Annotated in this window: 17 protein-coding genes; 3 read left to right on the top strand and 14 right to left on the bottom strand. The window is 58.9% G+C overall.

Annotated features, from left to right (window positions below):
• Positions 1-2 precede the first annotated feature (2 nt).
• A complete protein-coding gene (cobA, locus tag AC3ITA_RS09060; RefSeq protein ID WP_150671838.1) occupies positions 3-767 on the top strand; it encodes a uroporphyrinogen-III C-methyltransferase in 765 nt (254 codons plus the stop codon).
• A 73-nt stretch (positions 768-840) separates the two neighbouring features.
• Here cobA and AC3ITA_RS09055 read toward each other — a convergent pair whose 3' ends face one another.
• The 8 genes from AC3ITA_RS09055 to ppsA form a co-directional block, all read right to left on the bottom strand.
• Positions 841-1,884 carry an OmpA family protein gene (locus AC3ITA_RS09055; protein ID WP_489280046.1) on the bottom strand — a complete coding sequence of 348 codons (1,044 nt, stop codon included), beginning with the start codon at positions 1,882-1,884 and terminating at the stop codon, positions 841-843.
• A 107-nt stretch (positions 1,885-1,991) separates the two neighbouring features.
• The gene (gene sigX / locus AC3ITA_RS09050; protein ID WP_095945166.1) at positions 1,992-2,582 is read right to left on the bottom strand and encodes an RNA polymerase sigma factor SigX; all 591 of its coding nucleotides are present in this window, start codon (positions 2,580-2,582) and stop codon (positions 1,992-1,994) included.
• Positions 2,583-2,672: 90 nt separating this feature from the next.
• Positions 2,673-3,497, bottom strand: a complete 825-nt coding sequence (locus AC3ITA_RS09045) for a mechanosensitive ion channel family protein (protein ID WP_053157419.1) — start codon at positions 3,495-3,497, stop codon at positions 2,673-2,675.
• A 2-nt stretch (positions 3,498-3,499) separates the two neighbouring features.
• Positions 3,500-3,748: a hypothetical protein gene (locus tag AC3ITA_RS09040; RefSeq protein WP_008048593.1), complete on the bottom strand. Its 249-nt coding sequence runs from the start codon at positions 3,746-3,748 to the stop codon at positions 3,500-3,502.
• A gap of 62 nt (positions 3,749-3,810) precedes the next feature.
• The gene (locus tag AC3ITA_RS09035; protein ID WP_095945167.1) at positions 3,811-4,806 is read right to left on the bottom strand and encodes a zinc transporter ZntB; all 996 of its coding nucleotides are present in this window, start codon (positions 4,804-4,806) and stop codon (positions 3,811-3,813) included.
• Between the two features lie 26 nt (positions 4,807-4,832).
• On the bottom strand, positions 4,833-5,321 hold the full coding sequence (rraA, locus tag AC3ITA_RS09030; protein ID WP_172435379.1) for a ribonuclease E activity regulator RraA: 489 nt from the start codon (positions 5,319-5,321) through the stop codon (positions 4,833-4,835).
• 140 nt (positions 5,322-5,461) lie between these two features.
• Positions 5,462-6,451: an alpha/beta fold hydrolase gene (locus AC3ITA_RS09025; RefSeq protein ID WP_489280043.1), complete on the bottom strand. Its 990-nt coding sequence runs from the start codon at positions 6,449-6,451 to the stop codon at positions 5,462-5,464.
• A gap of 180 nt (positions 6,452-6,631) precedes the next feature.
• Positions 6,632-9,007 carry a phosphoenolpyruvate synthase gene (gene ppsA / locus AC3ITA_RS09020; RefSeq protein WP_095945169.1) on the bottom strand — a complete coding sequence of 792 codons (2,376 nt, stop codon included), beginning with the start codon at positions 9,005-9,007 and terminating at the stop codon, positions 6,632-6,634.
• A gap of 174 nt (positions 9,008-9,181) precedes the next feature.
• Between ppsA and ppsR the strand changes: the two genes are divergently transcribed.
• Complete coding sequence (ppsR, locus tag AC3ITA_RS09015) at positions 9,182-10,000, top strand: posphoenolpyruvate synthetase regulatory kinase/phosphorylase PpsR (protein ID WP_008048584.1); 819 nt, start codon at positions 9,182-9,184, stop codon at positions 9,998-10,000.
• A gap of 117 nt (positions 10,001-10,117) precedes the next feature.
• Here ppsR and prpD read toward each other — a convergent pair whose 3' ends face one another.
• The 6 genes from prpD to AC3ITA_RS08985 all read right to left on the bottom strand — a co-directional run bounded on the left by prpD (position 10,118) and on the right by AC3ITA_RS08985 (position 18,732).
• A complete protein-coding gene (gene prpD, locus AC3ITA_RS09010) occupies positions 10,118-11,602 on the bottom strand; it encodes a 2-methylcitrate dehydratase (protein ID WP_095945170.1) in 1,485 nt (494 codons plus the stop codon).
• Between the two features lie 198 nt (positions 11,603-11,800).
• Positions 11,801-12,991, bottom strand: a complete 1,191-nt coding sequence (gene prpF, locus AC3ITA_RS09005) for a 2-methylaconitate cis-trans isomerase PrpF (protein ID WP_489280041.1) — start codon at positions 12,989-12,991, stop codon at positions 11,801-11,803.
• A 65-nt stretch (positions 12,992-13,056) separates the two neighbouring features.
• Positions 13,057-15,651 (bottom strand): Fe/S-dependent 2-methylisocitrate dehydratase AcnD, encoded by a 2,595-nt coding sequence (gene acnD, locus AC3ITA_RS09000; protein WP_489280040.1) that lies wholly within the window; start codon positions 15,649-15,651, stop codon positions 13,057-13,059.
• Between the two features lie 197 nt (positions 15,652-15,848).
• Positions 15,849-16,976 carry a bifunctional 2-methylcitrate synthase/citrate synthase gene (gene prpC, locus AC3ITA_RS08995; RefSeq protein ID WP_150671843.1) on the bottom strand — a complete coding sequence of 376 codons (1,128 nt, stop codon included), beginning with the start codon at positions 16,974-16,976 and terminating at the stop codon, positions 15,849-15,851.
• Between the two features lie 149 nt (positions 16,977-17,125).
• Complete coding sequence (gene prpB / locus AC3ITA_RS08990; RefSeq protein ID WP_095945174.1) at positions 17,126-18,016, bottom strand: methylisocitrate lyase; 891 nt, start codon at positions 18,014-18,016, stop codon at positions 17,126-17,128.
• Positions 18,013-18,732: a GntR family transcriptional regulator gene (locus AC3ITA_RS08985; RefSeq protein ID WP_008048579.1), complete on the bottom strand. Its 720-nt coding sequence runs from the start codon at positions 18,730-18,732 to the stop codon at positions 18,013-18,015. Before AC3ITA_RS08985 ends, prpB begins: the two co-directional genes overlap by 4 nt.
• A gap of 296 nt (positions 18,733-19,028) precedes the next feature.
• Between AC3ITA_RS08985 and rloA the strand changes: the two genes are divergently transcribed.
• A complete protein-coding gene (rloA, locus tag AC3ITA_RS08980) occupies positions 19,029-19,565 on the top strand; it encodes a retropepsin-like aspartic peptidase RloA (protein ID WP_489280038.1) in 537 nt (178 codons plus the stop codon).
• The last annotated feature ends 1 nt before the right edge of the window (position 19,566 follow it).

Here is a 19,566-nt window from a genome sequence, read left to right as displayed (position 1 = left end):
CTATGAGTGCAAAAGTCTGGCTGGTAGGTGCGGGCCCTGGTGATCCGGAGTTACTCACGTTGAAAGCGGTACGCGCCTTGCGGGAAGCAGATGTGGTGTTGATCGATGATCTGGTCAATGTCGCGGTACTCGAGCATTGCCCTGGCGCGCGGATCATTCCGGTGGGCAAGCGCGGCGGCTGCCGCTCCACCCCGCAAGCGTTCATCCATCGCCTGATGCTTCGTTATGCCCGGCAGGGTAAATGCGTGGCACGGCTCAAGGGCGGCGATCCGTGCATTTTCGGCCGAGGTGGAGAAGAGGCGCAGTGGTTGCGTGAGCGTGGGGTCGAAGCCGAGTTGGTCAACGGCATCACTGCCGGGCTGGCGGGGGCGACGCAATGCGATATTCCGCTGACTTTGCGCGGTGTCGCCCGTGGTGTCACGTTGGTCACCGCACACACCCAGGACGACAGCCAATTGAACTGGCAGGCACTGGCCCAAGGCGGAACGACGTTGGTGATTTACATGGGAGTGGCCAAGCTCGGTGAAATCCGTGAGCAGCTATTGGCCGGCGGCATGGCGACGGATACGCCCGTGGCCATGATTGAAAATGCGTCCTTGCCCCATCAACGGGAATGTCGGAGCACTCTCACAGACATGGATGAAGCGGCCTGCAGATTCCAGCTGAAAAGCCCCGCCATACTGGTGATCGGTGCAGTGGCAGCCTGTGCAACTCAATCCCTGGGGGAGCTTGATTTGCCTGTGATGGCGGCAGATCAGTCAGCTTAGTTTCACCTGTTTCACCAAATTGCAGACAAAGAAAAGCCCGGCCTGAGCCGGGCTTTTCAGAGCTACGAGCTAATTACTTAGCTTGAGCTTCAACCTGCGCTTCTACGCGACGGTTAACAGCGCGACCAGCTTCAGTTTTGTTGTCGGCAACTGGGCGGGATTCGCCGTAGCCAACGGACTGAACGCGGGACGACTCAACACCGTACTGGTTGGTCAGAACTTGCTTAACGGCGTTTGCACGACGCTCGGACAGTTTCTGGTTGTAAGCGTCAGGACCGACGGAGTCAGTGTGACCTTCAACAGTAGTGGTGGTGGATGGGTACTGCTTCATGAAGTCAGCCAGGTTCTTGATGTCGCCGTAGCTGTTTGGCTTGACTGCCGCTTTGTCGAAGTCGAACTTGACGTCCAGCTCTACACGAACGACTTCAGCAACAGCTGGGCAGCCATCAGCGTCAACAGTTACGTTGGCCGGGGTGTCCGGGCACTTGTCAACGTTGTCGCAAACGCCATCGTTGTCGCTGTCGGAGCAGACTTCTGGAGCTGGAGCTGCAGCGACAGGCTTGTTGCCGCCACCGAAGTTAACACCCAGACCTACGGACGGGATGTAGTCCCAACGGCCGTTGTCCAGCTTGTAGTCAGCTTCTACGCCAGCACGAGCGTAGACGTTTTCCAGGAAGTAGTACTTCAGGCCAGCGCCAGCAGTCAGGAAAGTCGACTGGTCACGACCGGTGTGGCCGTCAGCGGCTACGTTGGTCATGCTGCCGTGCTTGACACCACCTTGAACGTAAGGACGCAGAGCGTCGCCAGCGTTGTTGAAGTGGTACTGAGCGTTCAGACCAAACTGGTCGCCTTCGATTTTCTGATTGCCAGTACCGTTGTTCGAACGGGTGTGGTCGTCATTGTTGTAGGTAAAGTTCAACGATACGTCGTCGGTCAAGAAGTAACCGATGGAGGCGCCAGGAGTGTAGCCGTCTTCAACGTTGTTAACGCTGTCGTTGTACTTCTTCCCGTAGTTGAGCTCGCCTTCAACTGCGCCTTGGCCTTGTGCCAGTGCGCCGAACGAAGTAGCGGCAATAAGAGTACCAATGGCCAAGCCCAAGGTGTTTTTCAGTTTCATCCGTTAAATCCCCATCTGGTGATTGTGAAGCAGTCCCGCAAACCGGGGGACAACTCGGCGGCAAGTCTAACAGAACTTGCCTACACGTAAGAGATATTTGCGCTGAACTAAGTTTCAGCAATGCCTGCAAATTTCTCACGCAATTTATCTAGAGCGCGTTTGTACCGCATTTTTGTTGCACTCAAACCCATATGCATGATGTCTGCGATCTCCTGAAACTCCAGCTCTGCGACAAATCGTAGCACCAGAATTTCCCGGTCAATCGGGTTCACATACACCAACCAGCGATCAAGTCCACCCTTTTCCTCAGGTTTCGGCGTCTTTTCTTCGGACGCTTCCTCGAGGGGGTCAAGACTCAATGCGTCCATCAAGCGACGCTTTCGCCGTTCCTTTCGATACTGTGTAATGCACTCGTTGTACGTGATGCTATATAGCCATGTCTTGAACTTCGATTTACCTTCGAAGTTCTTCAGGCCATACAGCACCTTCAACATGACCTCCTGACAGACATCGTCTGCGTCGCGATCGTTCCCGAGATATCGTGCACACACATTAAATAATGTTCGTTGGTAACGCCGCATCAGTTCTTCATAGGCGCGTGTTACGTGAAACAGCTCGGAATGCGAGCGCGCGACCAACTCCTCATCAGAGAGCTCGCGGGGGTCGTAGCGCATGGATAACGATTGGGCTTTATTCAAAACAAGTCGGGCCGACAGTCAGGTCAATGTCCGCCGCAGCCAGCGTGAGCAGGCATTTTGCGGCGGCATACATTAGCAGGGTTTGCCGGGTTAGCGGCTACTCACATGCTGCTCAAGGAGGATCCGATTGGAAAGAGAGACTAGCTCACCCTCATCGGTCAGCAATGTGGTTTTAACCGTGCCGATCTCTTCGATCTGGCCTTCGACCTCGCCAACACGCACTTGTTGCCCAACCTGGTACAGCTCACGCACGTAGATTCCCGCAAGAATCTGGCCGGCAATTTCCCGGCTTCCCAATCCCATGGCCAGCGCTACCGCCAGACCAACGGTTATCAACACAATCACAATCACATGGTTCAGCAGGTCAGTCTTGACCTCCAACTGGCTGATTGCAACCGAAATACTGATAATGATCACCAGTCCCTGGGCAATCCGTCCAAGCCCTGAAGCATAGTCCAGCCCCACGCCTTCTGCCGCTCCGCGCACCAGCCCGTTGGCCAGTTGCGCCAGCAAGACACCTACCAGCAACACCAGCGCCGCGCCGAAAACCTTCGGCAAATACAACGCTAGCATGTCCAGCGTAGCTGAAACTCGCTCAAGACCAAGGGATTCTGCGGCAGAAACCAGAAAAATCAGCAGAACGAACCAATAGACGATCTTGCCGATCAGGGTCGAAATAGGCACTTGCAACCCGGCGCGGGCCAGCAATTTGGTCAGGCCGGTGCCTCCCATCAAGCGGTCAAGGCCCAATTTGGCGAGCAATTTGGACAGCAGGGTGTCGAGCAGCTTGGCCACGACAAAACCCAACAGCAGCACGACCAGTGCGCCGAACAGGTTCGGAATGAAGTTCGCAACCTTGGTCCACAACGCAGTCATTGCAGTGACGAGGCTCTGAGTCCAGAGATCAAGTTCCATATTCAATCAGCCTTATCAGCAGTGCGAGCAGCAGGTTTACGAAGACGGGATACCGGCGCGACATGGGCCGATCCGTTATTCAGGGCGATCATCAGTGCGGGCAACCAGCGCCCCAGCAGGCTGAACAAATCACCGGCGCCAACCTGGCGGTTGGCGGTTTTCAGCACACGCCCCAGGCACGCATCGTCGTCCCGGGTGGACGGTGAGGCGTTGAGCATGTCGCGTAAAGACTGTTCAAACGGATCGTGCATACGCACCTCTCGTGATGTCTGTGGGAGACGCGGTCAGTTTTGCTCGGGTCACATGCTTTCCCTCAGACCCAGCGCAATCGTCGGAACAACCACCACTGCCCCAGCGCCACCGAGACCATCATCAGGCAGGCGATCAGAAAGCCGTAAGGGCTGGCAGAGAACGGAATTCCACCGACGTTGATCCCCAAAAGCCCGGTCAGAAAACTCATCGGCAAAAAGATCCCGGTGATGATCCCGAAGCGATACATCGTGCGATTCATGCGCACGCTCAAGCGGCGGTCTTCAGCCTCCAGGACCAGCCCCACCCGTTCCCGGGTCAATTCCAGCTCTTCAAGGTAGCGGGTCAGGCTGTTGTTCAATTCGTTCCAGTAATCGCCATCGTCCTCGACGAACCAGGGCAACTTGATCCGCGTCAATTGACCGAAAATGTCCCGCTGCGGAGCAAGAAAGCGCTTCAACGCAGCCGCCCGGCGTCGAATCTGCAAAACCGATCCGTGTTCAGGAGTATACCGTTCGTCGGCATCCAGTTTTTCTTCTTCCTCATCGACCACTTCCGAGAGACAGCTGACCAGATCCTGCACTTTGTTGGTGAGGTACTGCGCCATGCAAAGGATGAGTTCGGAGGCGGTTTTCGGCCCCTTGCCTTCGGACAGTTGCACCAGCAACTCGTCAGTGGCACGCAACGGACGCAAACGCAGGGAAATGACACGCTGGGCAGAGCCGAAGATCCGCACCGACACCATGTCTTCCGGCTCGGCACCGGGGTTCAGATTGACCCCGCGCAAAAATAGCAGCAGTTCGCTGTCGGAAAGCTGTAAAAGTCGCGGACGGGTGTTTTCTTCGAGTAACAGGTCACAGCTGAACTCGCTCAGACCACTGGATTTGCGTAACCAGGTCCGGGTTTGCGGATGACTGCGATCCCAGTGCAGCCACAGGCTTTCATGGGCCTGCAGCTGCAAGTCATCGAGCTCAGTCCGGGCAATCGAACGCGCGCCGCCTTTACCGTCCAGCACCAGGGCATGCACCAGCCCCCATTGCGCGTTTTCTTCCTCGAACATCCGCACTCCTTTGGTCGACCAGCGCTTTATTCAGGCATTTTCAGCGGGCTGGGCGAGATGATCACGCCGTTGTTGTCCGCATAGATGTAATGACCCGGGTGGAAGGTCACGCCGGCGAAGGTCACGGCAACGTTGAGATCGCCGATACCGCGCTTGTCGGTTTTCATTGGGTGGCTGGCCAGCGCCTGAACCCCCAGGTCGGTTTGCGCGATGACGTCGACGTCACGGATGCAACCGTAAATCACCAGGCCTTCCCAGCCATTCTTGGCCGCTTTCTCGGCGAGCATGTCACCCAGCAGTGCGCGGCGCAGGGAGCCTCCGCCATCGACTACCAGGACCTTGCCATCCCCCTTGAGCTCGACTTGCTCCTTGACCAGCGAGTTGTCTTCGAAGCACTTGATGGTCACGATTTCGCCGCCGAAGGAATCACGGCCGCCGAAATTGCTGAACATCGGTTCCAGCACCTGCACCAGTTCCGGATAGGCATCGCAAAGGTCAGGCGTGAGGTAATGGATCATCGAGAAACTCCTGTGAAGAGGAAGACAGCACGAACATCAGTGATGACTCAGCCACGCAAAGTGACCAGAACAGCTCAATGCGTCATATCTTAGCCGCAAGCCGACCAGAGCGAAATGCCCTTGTTAGAGCATCGGGCTCAGATTGCCGCGACCAAATCCTGTTGCGCGCCCGGCAAAGGTGTCTGCTGATCGGCCAGCCAGCGAGTCACCAAAGGCCAGACTTCAGCCTGGGCTGCCTTGCTGACGAGCATTTCCACGTGACCGAAATTGTCGCCGAAGCCCTGCTCGCGTCCCAGGTGGATGAATTGCTTGTGCTCGGAACCGAACTGCTCGAACAGTTTGCGACACGCCCAGGCCGGGTCCTGATGATCACCCGCGGCACTGACCGCCAATACGGGCAACTTGACCTCGGCCAGGCCTGCCCACCAGTCCTTGTCGGCATCACCGAAGCGCCCGAACAAGCCAAACCAGCGCATGCTTTCCAGAGCCAGGCCGATGGGCTCGTCCTCCGGGCCGCGCTTGAGCCTTGAGCCGGACAACTGGGCAAAACGCTTGAGAATGAAGCGACCGCTCCACTCCACCGGTGGAATCTTCAATGGCCAGTAAGTACGACTGACTTGCGTACCGAAAAACGCCGCCGAGGCCACGACCGGCTCACCGATGTACTCGCCACCCAATGCTGCGGCCAGTGTAGTACCGCCCAGCGAGTGACCGATCCAGTGCGGCACCTGCCCGCTCTGTTCGCGCACGAACGCGCCAATGGCCGGCAGGTCATAGCGTGCGTAGTCGGCGACACGGTTCTTGCGGTAGTCATGGTTACGCTGGGACAGGCCGTGACCGCGCATTTCCGGAATCCAGACGTCGAACCCCAGGCGGACCAGGTAAGCGCCCAACCCCAGGCCTTTGGGAGAAAACCAGAACCGGCGATTGGAAAAGCTGCCGTGCAGCAGGATCACTGGCACGCCACGGGAGGACGACTCATCGGCCATGCCAAGGCGTGTCACAGCCAGTTCGACGGTGAAGTCGGGGCTGTTACCGGGTTTCAAACGATACACATCTTCGCTCAGATCACCGCGCCGTTCGGCGCTGATCAGGGCGACAGGAAATAGGTTGCTGCTGCTTTGCATAATCTCTTGCACAAAAAAGGGCGGCATCCAGATGGAGCCCGCCCTGCTTGAATCTTAAAGGCACCGCCCCGTGTGGGAGCGAGCCTGCTCGCGATGGACTCCAGAACAACGCGTTTATCCGGAAAACACGCGTTATCGTTTACGACCATCGCGAGCAGGCTCGCTCCCACAGAGAGCGGATCAGGCCGAAGCTTGACCTTCCGCCAGGAAGAACCAGGTTTCCAGTACGGAGTCCGGGTTCAACGAAACGCTTTCAATGCCCTGCTCCATCAGCCACTTGGCCAGGTCCGGGTGGTCCGAAGGACCCTGACCGCAGATGCCGATGTATTTGCCGGCCTTGTTGCACGCGGCAATGGCATTGGCCAGCAGCTTCTTCACCGCCGGATTACGCTCGTCGAACAGGTGGGCGATGATGCCGGAGTCACGGTCCAGGCCCAGGGTCAGTTGGGTCAGGTCGTTGGAGCCGATGGAGAAACCGTCGAAGAACTCGAGGAACTCTTCAGCCAGGATGGCGTTGGATGGCAGTTCGCACATCATGATCACGCGCAGGTCGTTCTGGCCACGAGCCAGACCGTTTTCCGCCAGCAGATCCACCACCTGGCTCGCTTCGCCCAGGGTACGGACGAACGGCACCATGATTTCGACGTTGGTCAGGCCCATCTCGTTGCGCACGCGCTTGAGAGCGCGGCATTCGAGTTCGAAGCAGTCACGGAACGATTCGCTGATGTAACGCGAGGCACCGCGGAAGCCCAGCATCGGGTTTTCTTCTTCCGGTTCGTACAGCTTGCCGCCGATCAGGTTGGCGTATTCGTTGGACTTGAAGTCCGACAGGCGCACGATGACCTTTTTCGGCCAGAACGCAGCCGCCAGGGTGCTGATGCCTTCAACCAGTTTCTCGACATAGAAGCCGACCGGGTCGTCGTAACCGGCGATGCGCTTGTCGACGCTTTCCTTGATGTCCAGCGGCAGACCGTCGTAGTTCAGCAGTGCCTTGGGGTGCACGCCGATCATGCGGTTGATGATGAACTCGAGGCGGGCCAGGCCCACACCGGCGTTCGGCAGCTGCGCGAAGTCGAAGGCACGGTCCGGGTTGCCGACGTTCATCATGATCTTGAACGGCAGCTCCGGCATGGCGTCCACGGAGTTCTTCTTGATATCGAAGCCCAGTTCGCCTTCGAAGATGAAACCGGTGTCGCCTTCAGCGCAGGAAACGGTCACGCCCTGGCCGTCTTTCAACAGCTGGGTGGCGTTGCCGCAACCTACTACCGCTGGAATACCCAGCTCGCGAGCGATGATCGCCGCGTGGCAAGTACGTCCGCCACGGTTGGTGACGATGGCGCTGGCGCGCTTCATGACCGGTTCCCAGTCCGGGTCGGTCATGTCGGAAACCAGTACGTCGCCTGGCTGGACCTTGTCCATCTCGGACACGTCCTTGATGATGCGGACCTTGCCGGCGCCGATGCGCTGACCGATGGCACGACCTTCCACCAGCACGGTACCGGTCTCTTTCAACAGGTAACGTTCCATGACGTTGGCCTGGGTGCGGCTCTTCACGGTTTCCGGACGGGCCTGCACGATGTACAGTTTGCCGTCGTCACCGTCCTTGGCCCACTCGATGTCCATCGGGCACTTGTAATGCTTCTCGATGATCATCGCCTGCTTGGCCAGCTCGCTGACTTCAGCGTCGGTCAGGCAGAAACGTGCGCGTTCAGCCTTGTCCACGTCGACGGTCTTGACCGAACGACCGGCCTTGGCCTCGTCGCCGTAGATCATCTTGATGGCCTTGCTGCCCAGGTTGCGGCGCAGGATGGCCGGACGACCGGCTGCCAGCGTGCCTTTGTGGACGTAGAACTCATCCGGGTTCACTGCGCCTTGTACGACGGTTTCGCCCAGGCCGTAGGCGCCGGTGATGAACACCACGTCACGGAAGCCCGATTCGGTATCGAGGGTGAACATCACGCCGGCGGTGCCGGTTTCGGAGCGGACCATGCGCTGCACACCAGCGGACAGGGCGACCAGCTTGTGGTCGAAGCCCTGGTGCACGCGATAGGAAATGGCACGGTCGTTGAACAGCGAGGCGAACACCTCTTTGGCGGCGCGAATGACGTTTTCGACACCACGGATGTTCAGGAAGGTTTCCTGCTGGCCGGCAAAGGATGCGTCCGGCAAGTCTTCGGCGGTGGCCGAAGAACGCACGGCCACGGCCATGTCAGGGTTGCCGGCGGACAGCGTGGCGAACGCGGTACGGATTTCGGCATTCAGTTTTTCAGGGAACTCGGCTTCCATGATCCATTGGCGGATCTGGGCACCGGTCTTGGCCAGGGCATTCACGTCATCGACGTCCAGGGCATCGAGCGCATCGTGAATCTGCTGATTCAGGCCGCTCAGTTCCAGGAAGTCACGATAAGCCTGAGCGGTCGTGGCGAAGCCGCCGGGCACCGATACACCGGCACCTGCAAGGTTGCTGATCATCTCGCCCAGGGATGCGTTCTTGCCCCCCACATGCTCTACATCATGGACGCCGAGCTTATCGAGGGAAACTACGTACTCTACCAAGGTGATCTCTCCACTAACTGTGTTGGAAAAGCTCAGAAACCGGCTGCTTGAATGTGCATTTGCCGGCTATATGGCCTGGACCTGGAAAATAAGTGAGAATGCGGGCCAATGGCGGCCGGCAAATCGCGCCTATCATATCCAAGATTCGTCACTAGCTTAAGGCCCAAGGTGCAAATGAAACGATCTGCTTTCTTTATCTCCGATGGTACCGGTATTACTGCCGAAACCCTGGGTCAAAGCCTTCTGGCGCAGTTCGAAAACATTACCTTCAGCAAAGTCACGCGGCCGTACATCGACAACGTGGACAAAGCTCGGGCCATGGTACAACAAATCAACAAAGCCGCCGAAACCGACGGCTTCCGTCCGATTATCTTCGACACCATCGTCAATCAGGACATTCGTGAGATTCTCGCAACCTCGAATGGTTTCATGATCGACATTTTCTCGACGTTCCTGGCACCGCTTGAACAGGAACTGACCGAGCATTCTTCCTACACCGTGGGCAAATCCCACTCCATCGGCGCCAACACCAATTACATGGAGCGTATCGAGGCCGTTAACTTCGCCCTCGACAACGACGACGGCGCCCGCACGCACTATTACGACAAGGCCGACCTGATACTAGTGGGCGTGTCGCGATGTGGTAAGACGCCGACGTGCCTGTACATGGCGATGCAATTCGGTATCCGTGCAGCCAACTATCCGCTGACCGAAGACGACATGGAACGCCTGCAACTGCCGTCCGCCCTGCGCGCCCACCAGCACAAGCTGTTCGGTCTGACCATCGACCCCGACCGCCTCACCGCGATCCGCAACGAGCGCAAGCCCAACAGCCGCTATTCGAGCTACGCCCAGTGCGAGTTCGAAGTGCGCGAGGTGGAAAACCTGTTCCGCCGCGAGAACATCCCGAACATCAACTCCACGCATTTTTCCGTGGAGGAAATCTCCGCGAAAATCCTTGTGGAGAAAGGCGTCGAGCGGCGGTTCAAATAAATCTCTATTGCCTGTTCTGGCCTCATCGCTAGCAGGCTAGCTCCCACAGTTGATTTGTGTTCACCGCAGATCCCTGTGGGAGCTAGCCTGCCAGCGATTGAACGATAACGCGGTCTCCTAGATAACAAACAAATCCACAAACCGGTTTACCGCTGTCGCCTCGAGTTTCTGCTGATCCTTGCACAGCGCGAAAATCTCCTCACTGCGCTGCCCGGTGAATCGTGTCAGCAAGTTCGCCCTGAACTTGTCCTCCAGCAACGGAATCCCTTCAGCCCGACGCCGACGATGCCCGATCGGGTACTCCACCACTACATTTTCGGTACTCGAACCGTCCTTGAAAAACACCTGCACCGCGTTGGCAATCGAGCGTTTGTCGGGCTCCAGATACTCGCGGGTGAAACGCGGCTCCTCAACAATCACCATCTTGTCGCGCAGCACATCGATGATCGGATGTGCCTTGTGAAAATCATCTTCGTAGTACTCGGCAACCAGATTGCCGAAAGCCAGCGGTACAGCCGTCATGTACTGGATGCAGTGATCGCGATCAGCAGCATTGGCCAGTGGGCCGACCTTGGAAATGATGCGAATCGCCGACTCGTGCGTAGTAATCACGATCCTGTCGATTTCATGCAGTCGATTGCGCACCTGCGGGTGCAGAGTCACCGCCGCCTCACAGGCCGTTTGCGCGTGGAACTCGGCCGGAAAACTGATCTTGAACAACACGTTCTCCATCACATAACTGCCATACGTCCGCGAAAAACTGAACGCACGCTTGTCTTCAGGCTTGAGCGCCAGATCATTGTTGGTGTGGCTGAACAATACGTCGTAAAACCCCCACTGCCTGGCACTCAATACACCGGGAATGCCCATCTCGCCGCGCATCGCCATGTCAGCCAAACGCACGCCACGACTGGACGCATCACCCGCCGCCCAGGATTTACGCGAACCGGCATTCGGTGCATGCCGATACGTGCGCAATGCCTGACCGTCAGCAAAGGCATGAGACAACGCCGACAACAACTGCTCGCGATTGGCACCCATCAGCTTGGCTGTGACCGCGGTAGAGGCGACTTTCACCAGAATGACGTGATCGAGGCCGACACGGTTGAACGAGTTTTCCAGGGCGATCACGCCTTGAATCTCGTGGGCCATGATCATCGCTTCAAGCACTGTACGCATGGTCAGCGGTGCCACGCCATTGGCCAGGTGCTTTTGTGATAAATGGTCGGCTACGGCGAGAATACCGCCGAGGTTGTCCGACGGATGCCCCCACTCCGCCGCGAGCCAGGTGTCGTTGTAGTCGAGCCAGCGCACGATGCAGCCGATGTCCCACGCCGCCTTCACCGGATCGAGTCGGTAACTGGTCCCCGGCACCCGGGCGCCGAACGGCACGACGGTGCCTTCCACCACGGGCCCCAAATGCTTGGTGCACTCCGGAAAACGCAGGGCCAGCAGGCCGCAACCCAAGGTATCGATCAGGCAGTTGCGCGCGGTATCCAGCGCCTCTGCGGACTCGATCTTGTAGTTGAGAACGTAATCGGCAATGTCCTGCAGGACCTTGTCGTAGTCGGGGCGGTTATTCAGGTCGACGTTGGCACTCATGTTCGATTCACTCTATGAAGTGGGTCGTTGATGGGACCTCGGTTCAGGGCATTCTCAGTCAATGACAATTCTTACTATTGAAATCCATTCCACTGTGGGAGTGAGCTTGCTCGCGATGGCGTCGGCACATCCAGCATTGATGTCGTCTGACACTCAGCTATCGCGAGCAAGCTCGCTCCCACAGGGTTTTCGGTGATCTTAGAAAGAATCACCCGGCACACGCACAAAGCCTTCCATCAACACCCGCGCACTGCGGCTCATGATTGCCTTGTTCACAGTCCACTCGCCGTTCACCAGACTGGCCTCGGCGCCTACACGCAAAGTGCCGGACGGATGTCCGAAGCGCACCGCGTTGCGTTCGATGCCGCCCGCTGCGAGGTTGACCAGAGTGCCGGAGATCGCTGCCGCCGTGCCGATTGCGACGGCTGCCGTGCCCATCATTGCGTGGTGCAGCTTGCCCATGGACAACGCACGCACCAACAGGTCGACATCGCCTGCCGCAATGGCTTTGCCGCTGGACGAAACGTAGTCCGCCGGCTTGGCCACGAAGGCCACTTTTGGTGTGTGTTGGCGTTTGGCCGCTTCGTCGATATTGGCAATCAGGCCCATGCGCAATGCACCGTAAGCGCGGATGGTTTCGAACATCAGCAAGGCTTTCGGGTCGCCATTGATCGCGCCCTGCAACTCGGTGCCCTTGTAGCCGAGGTCTTCGGCATTGACGAAAATCGTCGGGATGCCGGCGTTGATCATGGTCGCCTTGAAGGTACCGACGCCGGGCACTTCCAGGTCATCCACGAGGTTGCCGGTAGGGAACATCGAACCGCCGCCGCCCTCTTCGTCCGCCGCCGGATCGAGGAACTCGATCTGCACTTCGGCCGCCGGGAAGGTCACGCCGTCGAGTTCGAAATCGCCGGTCTCCTGCACTTCACCATTGGTGATCGGCACGTGGGCGATGATGGTCTTGCCAATGTTGGCCTGCCACACGCGAACCACCGCCACGCCGTTGTGCGGGATGCGGCTGGCGTCGACCAGGCCATTGCTGACGGCAAACGAACCGACCGCCGCCGACAGGTTGCCGCAGTTGCCGCTCCAGTCCACGAAAGGCTTGTCGATGGACACCTGACCGAACAGGTAATCGACATCGTGATCAGCCTTGATGCTTTTCGACAGGATCACGGTTTTGCTGGTGCTGGAAGTCGCGCCGCCCATACCGTCGATTTGCTTGTCGTACGGGTCGGGGCTGCCGATCACACGCAGCAACAAAGCGTCGCGGGCCGGGCCCGGGACCTGTGCCGCTTCAGGCAAATCCTTCAGGCTGAAAAACACGCCTTTGCTGGTGCCGCCGCGCATGTAAGTTGCTGGAATCTTGATCTGAGCTGCGTGAGCCATGGTGCTCTTACTCCTAACCTTGAAAACAGACACGGGACTCAAAGTCCCGTGTCTGCACAGCTGTATTAAACGGCAACCGCCGATTCTTCGAGGAAGTCCTGGGCGAAGCGTTGCAACACGCCGCCAGCCTCGTAGATCGACACTTCTTCAGCGGTGTCCAGGCGGCAGGTCACCGGCACATCGACGCGTTCGCCGTTCTTGCGATGGATCACCAGCGTCAGCTCGGCACGCGGGGTGCGGTCGCCAATCACGTCGTAGGTTTCGCTGCCGTCGATGGCCAGGGTGTGGCGGTTGGTGCCCGGCTTGAATTCCAGCGGCAACACGCCCATGCCCACCAGGTTGGTGCGGTGAATGCGCTCGAAACCTTCGGCTGCAATCGCTTCCACACCGGCCAGACGCACGCCCTTCGCCGCCCAGTCGCGGGACGAACCCTGACCGTAGTCTTGACCTGCGATGATGATCAGCGGCTGCTTGCGCTCCATGTAGGTCTCGATGGCTTCCCACATGCGCATCACTTTGCCTTCCGGCTCGACACGGGCCAGCGAACCCTGCTTGACCTTGCCGTTTTCCTGAACCATTTCGTTGAACAGTTTCGGGTTGGCGAAGGTCGCGCGCTGCGCGGTCAGGTGGTCACCACGGTGAGTCGCGTAAGAGTTGAAGTCCTCTTCCGGCAGGCCCATTTTCGCCAGGTATTCGCCGGCGGCGCTGTCGAGCATGATGGCGTTGGACGGCGACAGGTGATCGGTGGTGATGTTATCCGGCAGCACTGCCAGCGGACGCATGCCCTTGAGCGGACGAGCGCCGGCCAACGCGCCTTCCCAGTACGGCGGACGGCGGATGTAGGTGCTCATTTCGCGCCAGTCGTACAGCGGCGCGACTTTCGGGCCGGTGTCTTCGTGGATGGCGAACATCGGGATGTAGACCTGACGGAACTGCTCAGGTTTCACCGAGGCTTTCACTACGGCGTCGATTTCTTCGTCGCTCGGCCAGATGTCTTTAAGGCGGATTTCCTTGCCATCCACCACGCCCAGCACATCTTTTTCGATGTCGAAACGGATGGTACCGGCGATGGCGTAAGCAACGACCAATGGCGGCGACGCGAGGAACGCCTGCTTGGCATACGGGTGAATCCGGCCGTCGAAGTTGCGGTTACCAGACAACACGGCAGTGGCGTACAGGTCGCGGTCGATGATCTCCTGCTGGATCACCGGGTCCAGTGCGCCGGACATGCCGTTGCAGGTGGTACAGGCGAAGGCCACGACGCCGAAACCGAGCTGATCCAGCTCTTCGGTCAAACCGGCTTCATCGAGGTACAGCGCGACGGTTTTCGAACCCGGTGCCAGGGACGACTTGACCCATGGTTTGCGGGTCAGGCCGAGCTTGTTGGCGTTGCGCGCCAGCAGGCCGGCGGCGATCACGTTGCGCGGGTTGCTGGTGTTGGTGCAGCTGGTGATGGCGGCGATGATCACCGCGCCGTCCGGCATTTGACCCGGCACATCGTCCCATTGGCCGGAGATGCCTTTGGCTGCCAGATCCGAAACCGCGACACGAGCGTGCGGGTTGCTCGGGCCAGCCATGTTGCGCACGACCGAAGACAGATCGAAGGTCAGGCCACGTTCGTACTGCGCGCCTTTGAGGCTGTCGGCCCACAGACCGGTCTGCTTGGCGTAGTTCTCGACCAGTTGCACCTGCTCGTCTTCACGGCCGGTGAGTTTGAGGTAGTCGATGGTCTGCTGATCGATGTAGAACATCGCCGCGGTGGCGCCGTATTCCGGGGCCATGTTGGAGATGGTCGCGCGGTCGCCGAGGGTCAGCTTTGACGCGCCTTCGCCAAAGAACTCCAGCCACGCGCCAACGACTTTTTGCTGGCGCAGGAACTCGGTCAGCGCCAGCACCATGTCGGTGGCGGTGATGCCCGGTTGCAGCTTGCCTGTCAGTTCGACACCAACGCTTTCCGGCAGACGCATCCACGATGCGCGGCCAAGCATCACGCTTTCGGCTTCGAGACCACCGACACCGATGGCGATCACGCCCAACGCATCGACGTGCGGGGTGTGGCTGTCGGTGCCGACGCAGGTATCAGGGAAGGCCACGCCGTCACGCACCTGGATCACCGGAGACATCTTCTCCAGGTTGATCTGGTGCATGATGCCGTTGCCCGGCGGGATCACGTCGACGTTCTTGAACGCCTTCTTGGTCCAGTTGATGAAGTGGAAACGGTCTTCGTTGCGACGGTCTTCAATGGCGCGGTTCTTCTCGAACGCCTCGGGATCGAAACCACCGCGCTCCACGGCCAGGGAGTGGTCGACGATCAGTTGGGTCGGCACCACCGGGTTGACTTGCGCAGGATCGCCGCCTTGCAGGGCGATGGCGTCACGCAGGCCGGCGAGGTCGACCAGCGCGGTCTGGCCGAGAATGTCGTGGCACACCACGCGAGCCGGGAACCACGGGAAGTCGAGGTCGCGCTTGCGCTCGATGAATTGCTTCAGGGATTCGGTGAGCGTGGCCGGGTCGCAGCGACGCACAAGGTTTTCCGCCAGCACACGGGAGGTGTACGGCAGGGTGTCGTAGGCGCCAGGCTGGATCGCCTCGACTGCCGCGCGGACATCGAAGTAATCCAGGTGGCTGCCAGGCAGCGATTTGCGAAATTGTGTGTTCATCGTCAGGACTCGGTCACGGTAGTTACAAAAGGCGGGGCCTGGCACCGGGTTCGAAATCAACACGATCCACTGTAGGAGCGAGCCTGCTCGCGATGGTGTGTCAGACGACACCCGTGTGAATGACACACCATCGCGAGCAGGCTCGCTCCTACAGGGATCTGCGTTGAATTCAGATCCCTGCGTCAAACCTCCACCATTCAGCGTTGTTCGATGGGTACGAACTTGCGCTGTTCAACGCCGGTGTATTCAGCGCTTGGACGGATGATGCGGTTGTTGGCACGTTGTTCGTACACGTGGGCGGCCCAGCCGGTCAGGCGTGAGCAGACGAAGATCGGTGTGAACAACTTGGTCGGGATGCCCATGAAGTGGTACGCCGAGGCATGGTAGAAGTCGGCGTTAGGGAACAGTTTTTTCTGCTCCCACATGGTTTTGTCGATGGCTTCGGACACCGGGAACAACACCTTGTCGCCCACTTCGTCAGCGAGTTTTTTCGACCAGCCCTTGATCACCTCATTGCGCGGATCGTTGTCCTTATAGATCGCGTGACCGAAGCCCATGATCTTGTCTTTGCGCTCGAGCATGCCGAGGGTGCCCTTGATCGCGTCTTCCGGCGACGAGAAACGCTCGATCATTTCCATCGCCGCTTCGTTGGCGCCGCCGTGCAGCGGGCCGCGCAGCGAGCCGATGGCCGCGGTGATGCACGAATACAGGTCAGACAGGGTCGACGCGCAAACACGTGCGGTGAAGGTCGATGCGTTGAACTCGTGCTCTGCGTAGAGGATCAGCGAAACGTTCATCACCTTGACATGCAGCTCGCTCGGCTTCTTGCCGTGCAGCAGGTGCAGGAAGTGTCCACCGATGGACTGCTCGTCGCTCACGCAATCGATGCGCTTGCCTTCATGGCTGAAACGATACCAGTAGGTCATGATCGCCGGGAACGCGGCCAGCAGGCGGTCGGTCTTGTCGTGCTGCTCGGAGAAATTGTTCTCCGGCTCCAGGTTGCCCAGGAACGAGCAGCCCGTGCGCATCACGTCCATCGGGTGGGCGTCGGCGGGGATGCGTTCCAGCACTTCTTTCAGTGCTTGCGGCAGGTCGCGCAGCTTGCTCAGTTTGTCGATGTAGGCGTTCAGTTGCGCCTTGCTCGGCAGTTCGCCGTACAGCAGCAGGTAGGCCACTTCTTCGAACTGTGCGTCAGCCGCCAGTTCACGTACGTCATAACCACGGTAGGTCAGACCGGCACCCGACTGGCCCACGGTGGACAGTGCGGTTTGCCCGGCGACCTGGCCACGGAGCCCGGCGCCACTGAGTACTTTTGCTTCGGCCATTTTTTGTCTCCATTATTCTTTTTGTCAGAGAAACCTGTAGGAGCGAGCCTGCTCGCGAAGGTGGATGTAACACCTCGGTGCATCAGGGACACCACGTAATCGTTGACGTCCATCGCGAGCAGGCTCGCTCCTACATATAAAAAGTTCGATTATTTCTTGGCGGCGAACAACGCATCGAGCTTCTGCTCGAAGGTGTGGTAGTCGATGCGATCGTAAAGCTCCATGCGGGTCTGCATGGTGTCGATGACGTTTTGTTGAGTGCCGTCGCGACGGATCGCGGTGTAGACGTTTTCCGCAGCCTTGTTCATGGCACGGAACGCCGACAGCGGGTACAGCACCAGCGATACGTCGGCAGCAGCAAGCTGCTCGGTGGTGTACAGCGGCGTCGCGCCGAACTCGGTGATGTTGGCCAGGATCGGCGCTTTCACACGGCTGGCGAACAGCTTGTACATTTCAAGCTCGGTGATGGCTTCCGGGAACACCATGTCGGCGCCGGCCTCGATGCACGCAGCGGCGCGATCCAGGGCAGACTCCAGGCCTTCCACCGCCAGGGCGTCGGTACGGGCCATGATCACGAAGCTGTCATCGGTACGGGCATCGACGGCCGCCTTGATGCGGTCGATCATTTCCTGCTGGGTCACGATTTCCTTGTTGGGACGGTGACCGCAGCGCTTGGCGCCGACCTGGTCTTCGATGTGAATCGCTGCGGCGCCAAACTTGATCATCGACTTGACGGTGCGAGCGACGTTGAACGCCGAGGAACCGAAACCGGTGTCCACGTCCACCAGCAGCGGCAGGTCGCAAACATCGGTGATACGGCGCACGTCGGTCAGCACGTCATCCAGGCCGGTGATGCCCAGGTCCGGTACGCCGAGGGAGCCTGCAGCCACCCCGCCACCCGACAGGTAGATCGCCTTGAAACCGGCGCGCTTGGCCAGCAGCGCGTGGTTGGCGTTGATCGCACCGACCACTTGCAGTGGATGTTCGCTGGCGACCGCATCGCGGAAACGCTGGCCTGGAGTGCTCTTGTTCAAACTCATGACTCACCTCGTTTGGCTGTCGGGTTAGCGCCGTCCTGGTAATGACGGGCGATGTTGCGTTTGGAGGCGCCGATGTGACGGCGCATCAACAACTCGGCCAGCTCACCGTCACGGTCGGCGATGGCATCGAGAATTCGGTGGTGCTCGGCAAACGCCTGGTGCGGGCGATTGGGCGTGGTGGAAAACTGGATGCGGTACATGCGCACCAGTTGATACAGCTCGCCGCAGAGCATTTGGGTCAGCGTGCGGTTACCGCTGCCCTGGATGATTCGGTAATGAAAGTCGAAATCGCCTTCCTGCTGGTAGTAGCCTCTCCCGGCCTGAAACGCTTCATCGCGCTCGTGGGTTTCCAGGACCCGACGCAGCTCGTCGATTTCTTCGAGGCTCATGCGCTCGGCGGCCAGTCGACAGGCCATGCCTTCCAGGGATTCGCGAATTTCGTATAGCTCAATCAGTTCGGCGTGGTTGAGCGACACCACCCGGGCGCCGACATGCGGTACGCGAACCAGCAGGCGCTGACCTTCCAGACGGTGGATGGCCTCGCGCAACGGGCCACGGCTGATGCCGTAGGTGCGCGCCAGTTCCGGCTCGGAGATTTTGCTGCCCGGCGCGATATCGCCTTTGACGATAGCCGCCTGAATGCGTCGGAAGACGTTCTCGGAAAGTGTCTCCGTATCGTCTTGCGTAGAAACCGGGGGATCGAGTTGATCCAGCATATTGTCGACACCTTGCAAGCCAATGCCGCAAAAACTAACGAATACAGGCGGCACAGTCAAAGGTTAAATCGATATTGTCGACAATCTTCTGATAACCGGTTGCACCATTACGAAGCAACCCCCTCTATTTATAGCCACCGGCCAGCGCTGGCGCCAACAGACCACCGTGCTAGAATGCCGCCCGCATTTGTTTGTCACATCTGCACTGCCTGTCATAAAACGCTGCCAGGCATACGAGGGAGCTTGCGCAGCGATGCCAGGGCCTTATCAAGTCGGACCGCTGCGCATCAGGATTTATGAGACTCAAGCCCTTCCCTGCCTTCCTTTATTTGCTTTGTCTGCCTGGTTTCGCAATGGCCGGGGAAAAGACCGTGTATGGCCTCAATGAGTACGCATCGCTCAATGGCATTAACCTGGAAGTGGCAGCCAAACTCGACACCGGGGCGAAAACCGCGTCCCTGAGTGCGCGGGATATCAAACGCTTCAAACGCAATGGCGAGTCGTGGGTGCGCTTTTACCTGGCCATCGACGCCGCCCATTCGCACCCGATCGAACGCCCGCTGGCCCGTGTCAGCAAGATCAAGCGCCGGGCCGGCGACTACGACCCGGAGGAAGGCAAAAAGTACACCGCCCGCCCGGTGATCGAACTGGATATCTGCATGGGCTCGGCCCTGCGCAGCATCGAAGTGAACCTGACCGACCGCAGCGCTTTCCAATACCCGCTACTGATTGGCTCCGAAGCGCTCAAACGCTTCGATGCACTGGTTGACCCCAGCCTTAAATATGCTGCCGGCAAACCCGCCTGCACCACCGACGCTCATACCGCCGAGTAAT

It is taken from the genome of Pseudomonas sp. GL_090 (assembly GCF_057837765.1).
This window is presented reverse-complemented; position numbering and strand designations above follow the sequence as displayed.

What these genes read in the sequence shown, in the direction of transcription:
- cobA (WP_150671838.1), top strand. Translation starts at nt 3, where the DNA reads ATGAGTGCAAAAGTCTGGCTGGTAGGTGCGGGCCCTGGTGATCCGGAG.
- AC3ITA_RS09055 (WP_489280046.1), bottom strand. Translation starts at nt 1,884, where the DNA reads ATGAAACTGAAAAACACCTTGGGCTTGGCCATTGGTACTCTTATTGCC.
- AC3ITA_RS09045 (WP_053157419.1), bottom strand. Translation starts at nt 3,497, where the DNA reads ATGGAACTTGATCTCTGGACTCAGAGCCTCGTCACTGCAATGACTGCG.
- AC3ITA_RS09040 (WP_008048593.1), bottom strand. Translation starts at nt 3,748, where the DNA reads ATGCACGATCCGTTTGAACAGTCTTTACGCGACATGCTCAACGCCTCA.
- AC3ITA_RS09035 (WP_095945167.1), bottom strand. Translation starts at nt 4,806, where the DNA reads ATGTTCGAGGAAGAAAACGCGCAATGGGGGCTGGTGCATGCCCTGGTG.
- AC3ITA_RS09025 (WP_489280043.1), bottom strand. Translation starts at nt 6,451, where the DNA reads ATGCAAAGCAGCAGCAACCTATTTCCTGTCGCCCTGATCAGCGCCGAA.
- ppsR (WP_008048584.1), top strand. Translation starts at nt 9,182, where the DNA reads ATGAAACGATCTGCTTTCTTTATCTCCGATGGTACCGGTATTACTGCC.
- prpD (WP_095945170.1), bottom strand. Translation starts at nt 11,602, where the DNA reads ATGAGTGCCAACGTCGACCTGAATAACCGCCCCGACTACGACAAGGTC.
- prpF (WP_489280041.1), bottom strand. Translation starts at nt 12,991, where the DNA reads ATGGCTCACGCAGCTCAGATCAAGATTCCAGCAACTTACATGCGCGGC.
- acnD (WP_489280040.1), bottom strand. Translation starts at nt 15,651, where the DNA reads ATGAACACACAATTTCGCAAATCGCTGCCTGGCAGCCACCTGGATTAC.
- prpC (WP_150671843.1), bottom strand. Translation starts at nt 16,976, where the DNA reads ATGGCCGAAGCAAAAGTACTCAGTGGCGCCGGGCTCCGTGGCCAGGTC.
- prpB (WP_095945174.1), bottom strand. Translation starts at nt 18,016, where the DNA reads ATGAGTTTGAACAAGAGCACTCCAGGCCAGCGTTTCCGCGATGCGGTC.
- AC3ITA_RS08985 (WP_008048579.1), bottom strand. Translation starts at nt 18,732, where the DNA reads ATGCTGGATCAACTCGATCCCCCGGTTTCTACGCAAGACGATACGGAG.
- rloA (WP_489280038.1), top strand. Translation starts at nt 19,029, where the DNA reads ATGAGACTCAAGCCCTTCCCTGCCTTCCTTTATTTGCTTTGTCTGCCT.